The 6,653-nt window shown below is 47.2% G+C and carries 10 protein-coding genes and 2 pseudogenes; 1 reads left to right on the plus strand and 11 read right to left on the minus strand.

The annotated features are described in order from the left end of the window. Positions 1 to 291 precede the first annotated feature (291 nt). Positions 292 to 648, plus strand: coding sequence for a helix-turn-helix transcriptional regulator (locus ACTQ3V_RS15025; RefSeq protein WP_441468228.1), 357 nt, complete (start codon positions 292 to 294; stop codon positions 646 to 648). A 326-nt stretch (positions 649 to 974) separates the two neighbouring features. Here ACTQ3V_RS15025 and ACTQ3V_RS15030 read toward each other — a convergent pair whose 3' ends face one another. The 11 genes and pseudogenes from ACTQ3V_RS15030 to ACTQ3V_RS15080 form a co-directional block, all read right to left on the minus strand. Continuing rightward, complete coding sequence (locus tag ACTQ3V_RS15030) at positions 975 to 1,403, minus strand: RNA polymerase sigma factor (RefSeq protein WP_441468229.1); 429 nt, start codon at positions 1,401 to 1,403, stop codon at positions 975 to 977. Between the two features lie 471 nt (positions 1,404 to 1,874). After that, positions 1,875 to 2,063 carry a cysteine-rich KTR domain-containing protein gene (locus ACTQ3V_RS15035; protein ID WP_195271054.1) on the minus strand — a complete coding sequence of 63 codons (189 nt, stop codon included), beginning with the start codon at positions 2,061 to 2,063 and terminating at the stop codon, positions 1,875 to 1,877. Positions 2,064 to 2,182: 119 nt separating this feature from the next. Continuing rightward, the gene (locus ACTQ3V_RS15040; protein WP_441018274.1) at positions 2,183 to 2,389 is read right to left on the minus strand and encodes a helix-turn-helix transcriptional regulator; all 207 of its coding nucleotides are present in this window, start codon (positions 2,387 to 2,389) and stop codon (positions 2,183 to 2,185) included. Between the two features lie 87 nt (positions 2,390 to 2,476). Beyond that, on the minus strand, positions 2,477 to 3,121 hold the full coding sequence (locus tag ACTQ3V_RS15045; protein WP_441018276.1) for an ABC-2 transporter permease: 645 nt from the start codon (positions 3,119 to 3,121) through the stop codon (positions 2,477 to 2,479). Continuing rightward, positions 3,118 to 3,981, minus strand: a complete 864-nt coding sequence (locus ACTQ3V_RS15050) for an ABC transporter ATP-binding protein (protein WP_441018278.1) — start codon at positions 3,979 to 3,981, stop codon at positions 3,118 to 3,120. Before ACTQ3V_RS15050 ends, ACTQ3V_RS15045 begins: the two co-directional genes overlap by 4 nt. Further along, the gene (locus ACTQ3V_RS15055) at positions 3,981 to 4,358 is read right to left on the minus strand and encodes a GntR family transcriptional regulator (RefSeq protein WP_195271058.1); all 378 of its coding nucleotides are present in this window, start codon (positions 4,356 to 4,358) and stop codon (positions 3,981 to 3,983) included. Before ACTQ3V_RS15055 ends, ACTQ3V_RS15050 begins: the two co-directional genes overlap by 1 nt. 242 nt (positions 4,359 to 4,600) lie before the next feature. Then, positions 4,601 to 4,777 (minus strand): annotated as a pseudogene (locus ACTQ3V_RS15060) (relaxase/mobilization nuclease domain-containing protein); the annotation flags it as partial. 48 nt (positions 4,778 to 4,825) lie between these two features. After that, on the minus strand, positions 4,826 to 5,719 hold the full coding sequence (locus ACTQ3V_RS15065) for a DUF6017 domain-containing protein (RefSeq protein ID WP_227708575.1): 894 nt from the start codon (positions 5,717 to 5,719) through the stop codon (positions 4,826 to 4,828). Positions 5,720 to 5,788: 69 nt separating this feature from the next. Further along, positions 5,789 to 5,986 (minus strand): hypothetical protein, encoded by a 198-nt coding sequence (locus ACTQ3V_RS15070; protein WP_227708576.1) that lies wholly within the window; start codon positions 5,984 to 5,986, stop codon positions 5,789 to 5,791. A 27-nt stretch (positions 5,987 to 6,013) separates the two neighbouring features. Further along, positions 6,014 to 6,286, minus strand: a complete 273-nt coding sequence (locus tag ACTQ3V_RS15075) for a DUF5720 family protein (RefSeq protein ID WP_227708577.1) — start codon at positions 6,284 to 6,286, stop codon at positions 6,014 to 6,016. Between the two features lie 12 nt (positions 6,287 to 6,298). After that, positions 6,299 to 6,653 (minus strand): annotated as a pseudogene (locus ACTQ3V_RS15080) (ParB/RepB/Spo0J family partition protein); the annotation flags it as partial.

Consider the following 6,653-nt stretch of genomic DNA (forward strand, 5'->3'; position numbering starts at 1 on the left):
CTGCGCCAGTTCATCACTAAGCGCAGACATTGTCATCTGTTTATCCATGTTTTTATTATATCATGTCGGGCTGTATCACGCTTACTTTTTTGTGCGGTGTTGCCTTAGATAAACAGGAAAATTTTTCAGATTTATAAGGAAACGCCAGATGCAGAGGCAATACGCCTTTGTGCCTGGCGTTGTTCTTAATAAATGCACTCAAAATCGGTATAATCGTGCTGGTCAACCGGAATGATAAGGTTATTCCTCAAATCAAACCGGAACGATACAATATTATTGAGGTGAACGATAATGCCGATTGATGATTTGACTGCCTTGGGCGATGCGCTCCGAGCAGCACGAAAAGAAAAAAATCTGACGCAGGAACAGCTGGCTGATGAATCCCATGTTTCTACCAAACAGATTGCCGATATTGAGAAAGCCAGGAGAAATCCTTCCTATTTGATTTTAAAAGCATTGGCAAAGGTAGTTCATCTTTCACTGGACTCGCTTATGTACCCGGATCTCTCGCCAGACGAAGCAGGGCAGAACGAGATGAAGCTACTTTATATGAGTTGTCCGCCAGAGATGCGTGAAACATTGTTGCGCCATACTCGTGGATTTGCAGAGGAACTAAAGGAACTCTCCAAGAAACTTGAAACAAAGTAGGCCAGTGAGCGAAATTTGAAGGTTTCGTCACTGGCTTATTTTATTCCTGCGGGAAAGAGGCAAGCAATGCCCCTGGATAGCCATTCGGCTCCCGGCGCTGCTTGTTGAGGGTATCCCCCAAGCCCCCATGAACGCAGAATTTCATTCTGCGGCTGCGCGTCCGATGGACGCTTCTGGCCATGCTCAGCTCACCGCTGACCGTGGTCTTTTTCTATTTATGCGGATTATGAAATCACGCAAAATAGAAGCAGAATGCGGCCCGTAAAACGGGACCGCATCCTGCAAATTATTGGCTGATTGATGTTAGCAGAATCAGCCTATTTAAGCTAAGAGTTTCTTTCAGAAAGGCTCTTGGCCAGATGTATCAAACCGCGCTTGATGCTCTTATATACCCAGCTGAGATCAACACCTTCAACTTTGGCAATTTCCTTGACGGTCATGCCCAAGTAGAACCGGGCATAAATCCACTTGGCCTGCTTGTCCGGCAGCTCCATCACCGCAGCACAGAGCTGATTGCGGAGCTGCTTCTCCTCCAGGATTTCTTCCGGGGTCGGTGGGTGCTGCATAATGGCCTTCTCAATGCCATTGTCGCAGTCCAGGGAGTAGTGAGCTTTGTAGTTATACATCTGGCGCAGGTAGCGTGCTTCCGCTCGTTTGTCGGCCAAGAACACCTCTTGCACTTCGTCGGTTACTTCCAGATAAATGTCCGTCTTATAAACATCGGGATACAACTCCCGAAGATTGATTTTCTGCATTATGTACCTCCATTTCGGTTCACGGGTCCAGTTGGCGAGTGAGCCGAAATGGGGGCGGAGAACGACACTGGCATAATTCGGGGCCATTCCACAAAAAGCGGCAAACAAAAACGCCAGTCTCCCAAAGCAGGAAACTGGCGTCATGCTTATTCTGTGTTGTCTGATTGCCGATTAACCAGCAGGATAATGCCGGTGGCGGTGCGTAAGGAGCCAGGGCATGAGCAAGGCTTTTTTTGATGAACTACATATTACTGCTCTCATGGCGGCTCCCTCCGTGGGCCGCCGATCCTGCACCGAACAATAAGAAAGCGGCGGCCTTGATTTCTCAAAACCGCCGCTGGGGTATGTATATTGAGCGCACGAAATCAACCTGCCCGGCAACGGTTTTTTTCTTTCCCCGTCGGGCGGGGCAGGCTGTCGTTGTGTATTGGATAAAAAGAAGCCGATAACCACAAGGGTTTAGACCTTGTGTTATCGGCTCTGCGGCTGTGCGTCTGGCGCTTTGATAACAGTTATATGAAATTGTTCAACGTCAATTAGGCACTCGCTTTTGCATTTCGGACAAAAGAGGGGAAAATTTTTTAGAATGGTATCTTCTCGTATTTTGTCGCGTGTTTTATTTCCACAGATGGGGCAAAGAATCCAATTTACCTCTTGCATTGTTCATCCTCTTGTCTATTCCAATTTTTCTCCAACATTGTAGCCATATAAAAGAATCGTTAAATACGAAGCGAGCGTCGCTATGCCCTCGTCTATGTCTGGCCAGATGTTGTAAATAGTTATTTGATTTTTCTGTCCGTAAAATCGAATACATCTTCAATTTTCATATCAAATAACTGTGCAATATCGAAAGCCAACCAAATGGAAGGGTCACAGCACTCTAATTCTACTGCACAGATCGTCTGGCGAGAAACACTGACCATTTGCCCCAGCTCCGTTTGTGTTAGCCCATTTTCCATGCGAAGTTTTCGGACTTTATTTCTCAAACTGATCTCCCTCCACGGATATATCGTTCGTTTTGGAACAGCGCAGGGATTTCAATATGTTACACTTTTCAATTACCAGATGAATAATTAACTATATTTCCTTTTGAATAGGCCAACCGATAGAATATAGGACAGGGCAAAAATAACAATGGTGCTGACAAAGCCAATAGCCATGCTCAAATCAAAATTATCTACAACGAATCCCATGATCGCATTGTTTGTCATCCTTGACCAGATGCCTAATACCACCAGCAGAATGATTAAAATGAACATAACTGCGAATCCGGCGTTTACACCAAGCCAATAATTGGACGGTAAGATAAAAGCAAGGAACAACAGAACCATGCAGAAAGAAGCGATTGAAAGGAAAAGATAGAATCCAAACTGATATGCAGGGAAGCAAAAATAGGAAATCGTGTTTACAACGAGAGCCACACACAAACCTATGATTGCCGCGATTCCTCCAAAGGCATAACGGCTGCTAACGATCTGTCTTTTGGAGATTGGTAATGCGACTGCATATTTGCCCCATTTCCACTGTTCATCAGAGTTTGCAAGGGTAATCAGCATAGAGGCGACTTCCAACGGAACGAGCAGAAAGCTAATGTAGATAGAACCGGCTCCCTCCAATATAATCATCAAAGCAGCGATAATAGCCAAATCCATGATAAGGCGGGTAATCCCGTATTTTTTCTTTACTGTCAGAAAGTCTTTTGTCAGTAACCCTTTCATTGCATTTCCCCCTTTACATAGAACAACATGATTTCTTCAATCGTGGCAGGGCCAACAATAGCATTTGCATATTGTTTTGCCGCTTTGTTGCGGTCTTTCACCAGAACTTTGAATTGGTAATCTTCTTTGCGATAAGCAACAACTTCGGTTTTATCCAGAGTGTCAAATACGGCAGCGCCGCAATTCAAAATTCCGTAGTTGTCAATCAGATTATCTTTTTCGTGCGTGAAAATCAAATTGCCTTTATGAATAAAAGTGATATAGTCAGCTACTTTTTCCAGATCGCTTGTGATATGGGATGACACCAAAACAGAGTGGCTTTCGTCCTGAACAAAGTCAATCAGCATATCCAAGACATCATCACGAATGATGGGGTCAAGCCCGCTGGTGGCTTCATCCAAAATCAACAGTTCCGCATTGTGAGATAACGCTACCGCAAAAGCCAGTTTCACTTTCATGCCTTTGGAGAAATCCTTGATCCTCTTATCCTTGGGCAATTCAAACTTATCAAGATACTGGCGGTAAAGCGGCCAGTCCCAGCCGGTGTAAATTCCAGACATAAATTTACCGATTTCCTCTGCCGTAAAAATATCAGGGAAATGGTTTTCATCAAAGACCACGCCGAGTTTATCTTTGATTTCAATTTCATCCGAAATGTGATCTTTGCCGAAAATGAGAATTTGGCCGCTGGTTTTCCGTGTTTCGTTCAGAATACAGTTAATCGTGGTGCTTTTTCCAGCGCCGTTTTCACCGATCAGTCCCATAATGACACCGCGAGGAAGGGCAAAGCTCACTTTGTCGAGGACAAAATCCCCATAGTCTTTTGTTAAGTCTTTTATTTCCAAAATGTTTTCGCTCATTATGTGTCCTCCTGATACATGAGTGTTAGTAAGCCGGTCAACTTATCGAGAGATATACCGCTTGTGCGGGCGATCTCGATTGCCTCCGCAAATTTTTCTTCTATCTTCTTCTGTTGTTCTTCAAGATAGAAGTCTTGGTTTTGTGCTGATACATAGCAGCCTTTTCCAGCCGTTGTTTCGATGAAGCCATCTTCTTGTAGGGTGGCATACGCCTTTTGGACTGTAAGAATACTGATGTGCAATGATTTTGCCAGAGAACGCACAGAGGGAATGGCTTCCCCGGCTTTCAGTTCGCCACTCATAATAGCCGCCTTGATCTGTGAAGAAATCTGCTCGTATAGAGGTCGGCTTGCTTTATTGCTTACGACTATCTCCAAATTCTCACCTTCGTTTCCAATCTAACCGTATTACTGTTACAAGTACAGTATAATACATACAAATACGGCTGTCAAGATAGCAAGAGTTTTTTGAGGTTGCGGGAAGAACTGCCATATTTCTCGACGGAACAGACATAAGAAAAAAGAGTGCCGGACGTAAAGGCATACAACCCCTACGCCCGGCATTATACATACATGAAATGAAACGACCTCGTTTCAAATTTTTAATCACTTATAAGGTCTTATCGGCCATGCTCGTGGTCTTTATCTTCCTGTTTTTCTTCCTCCATGCTCATGAGCCGATCCACATTGGCCTTTGCTGCCAGCAGCTCCCGCATTTCCTCACGGGAGCGGCGGTACTCGGCATAGGTTTTTTTCTTTTCCTCCAGCAGCTGAGCATATTCAGCTTGCAGTTCCCTAGCAAAATCCTTTCTCCCGATGTGTCCGGGCAGCAGAAAAGCGGCTGTTTACCAGCCGCCTGCGTACATATCGTGGTTGACTTGTGCGGTGTAGTGATTGCTGATCGTGGTCGGCGCGTTGAACAGCACCGCAAGCAGATACTGCTTCATGTTGCGGATTTCGGTGGTATTGTTCCGCAGGCATTCCATGACAAACTCGATATGGGAGCAATCCAGCTTCAAAAAACGGGAGCGGACCACCTCATGGGGGAAGTCGCTGCCAGCGATCCGGGTGGTTTTCCGCTTGGCGCAGACGGTCTCCACCATCAGCTCCACAATCTCGTCCAAGTCCTCCCGGTAGGTGGTAAACTCCCGGCACAGGTGGTCATACTCGATGTTCTCCAGAATCAAATCCCGATAACTTTCCATCTCTGAGACAGACATCGCATCCCTTCCTTTCCGTTCCGGCAGCTGTGCTGCCGCTGTTTCCCGGAAGGGAATGGAATCGGTACTTGATCCATGAGTATTTTGTTTTTGGGTATTTGGTTTCTCTATATTTAATTCTGCGGGCTTTTCCGTATCCGGTTTATCCAGATACGGGTTTTCCGTATCTGGTGAAGCCGTATCTGGTACAGCCGTATCCGGCCCAGGCGTTTCTGGCTGCCGGGGCTGGGGTTGCTCATAAATCACATACTCGGTGTCGCTGATCCGGCCTTGTTGGTCCCGCAGCTGGTTCCGCACGATGTAACCGGCGGTTTCCAACTCCCGCAGTGCATTACCGATGGCGTCAACGCCCTCCTTGCAGATTTTCGCAAGTCCACGGGTAGTATAGTTCCAGTCATCAGGCAGGGATAACATCATGGAAAGCAGCCCCTTGGCCTTCAGCGACAATTCATGGTTCCGCAGGTGATGATTACTCATTACCGTATAGTCGCGGGTTCTTTCAATCCGAAAGACCGCCATTGACTTCACTCCTTCCTGTTCTCAGGGCATGAAAAAAGCCACAATCTTTCGTGAAAAAGACTGTGGCGTTCAGCTGTTCTTGGTTTTCGTGTTCTTCCGGGGCCGGTAGGGACGCTTGGGCAGCGGCGGCTGGTCGAACAACGATTCACGCCCCGAAAACGGGAGGGTCTGCAAAACCCGGTCAATGTCGGTGGATTCCATGTCATACAGAGACTGGCAGTTTTCCCGGATAGCATCCTTGATGCTCTGGACAGTACACATATTCATTCCTTTCCTTTCGTGGTAGTGGCAGGTTTACGAGTGGCGGCGCTTATCCGGCTTGAAGTCGAGGACATGGCCCTCGATCACACGGGCATACCGCTTAATTTTGATTTCCCGGCGCTTCTGGCTTACGAGGGCGGCCTGATACCCGTCCTCGGTAAGAAACAGCCGCATTTCATCGCCGGGGCTGCCGTAGGAACAGGGACGCAGAATGGAAAACTCGATCATCCAGCGAGTGTTGTCCTGAAAACGCTCCACGGCGAGAATATTGTGTCCTTTCAGCTCACGGGCTGAAATATCCCTCATAGGCGGCTCCTTTCATCGTTCCTGGTCTCTCTGGCGCTTCTTCTGCCATCCCTCCAGCAGCTTGATGATGGTCTCCTGCATCCGCTGGGGCGTGTAGCTCTTGGGAAAATACTTCCGCAGGATGTCGGCAGAGAGGGTTACTTTGTCGAGATCGCTTTTCTTTTCCTCGCCCATGATGACGCGCATCATATCGAGGGTCAAATGCCCCTCCTGGCTGTATTTCTTGAGCCGCTGGGCCTGGGAAAGAGAAGGGGTCGCCTGTTCGCTGTCCATCGCGTCCAGCAAGTCCCGCTGTTCCTCTTTTTTGAGGAAAGACAGCTCATAAGCCGGGTTGAGGGCGATTTTCTTTTCATCTACCATATCCAGC

The organism is Candidatus Agathobaculum pullicola (genome assembly GCF_052117205.1).
Classification (GTDB): domain Bacteria; phylum Bacillota; class Clostridia; order Oscillospirales; family Butyricicoccaceae; genus Agathobaculum; species Agathobaculum pullicola.